Origin of the sequence: Streptomyces africanus (assembly GCF_002150735.1) — a bacterium.
Lineage (GTDB): Bacteria > Actinomycetota > Actinomycetes > Streptomycetales > Streptomycetaceae > Streptomyces > Streptomyces africanus.
In genome coordinates this window covers 1-505 of sequence record NZ_MUKA01000589.1, presented here as the reverse complement: position 1 = coordinate 505, position 505 = coordinate 1, and the positions used below count along the sequence as shown (strand labels likewise).

Sequence of the window (505 nt, the reverse complement as noted above, 5' to 3'; positions counted from 1 at the left end):
GGTGTCGGCGGAGCGGATGACGACGAAGTCCCAGGGCTGCGAGTGGCCGACGGAGGGCGCGTGGTGGGCGGCCTCCAGGACACGGAGCAGCACCTCGTGCGGGATCGGGTCGCTGCGGAAGCCGTTGCGGATGTCACGGCGTTCGCGCATGACCTTCAGCACGGCCTCGCGCTCGGCGGGGTCGTAGCCGGGGGCGGCGGGACCGGTGGACTGTCGTGCTTCTGCCACTGCGCCCGCGCTCTCTGCTTCGTGGCGTTCCTGATCCGCCAGGTCTTCCTGTTCGGCGCCCCGGGTGTCCAGGTCGTCGGCGTTCTGTGCGAGTTCGGCGTCGCCTTCGCGGGGTGCGGGGACGATGACCACGGGTTCCGCCTCGGGCTGGGCCGGCTGGGGGACGGCGGCCTGGGACTGCTGCGGGCCCTGGACATGCTGTCCGGCCTGCTCGTCCGGGGCCGGGCCGGGGAGTACGACGGTGACGTCCTCGGCGGATGCCGGGGGGGTCTCCGGG

General features: G+C 73.5%; 1 protein-coding gene. It reads right to left on the bottom strand.

Annotated elements, in window-relative coordinates:
- A partial coding sequence (locus CCL05_RS42350; RefSeq protein ID WP_244204608.1) for a nitroreductase family protein occupies window positions 1-505 on the bottom strand: 505 nt, incomplete at both ends.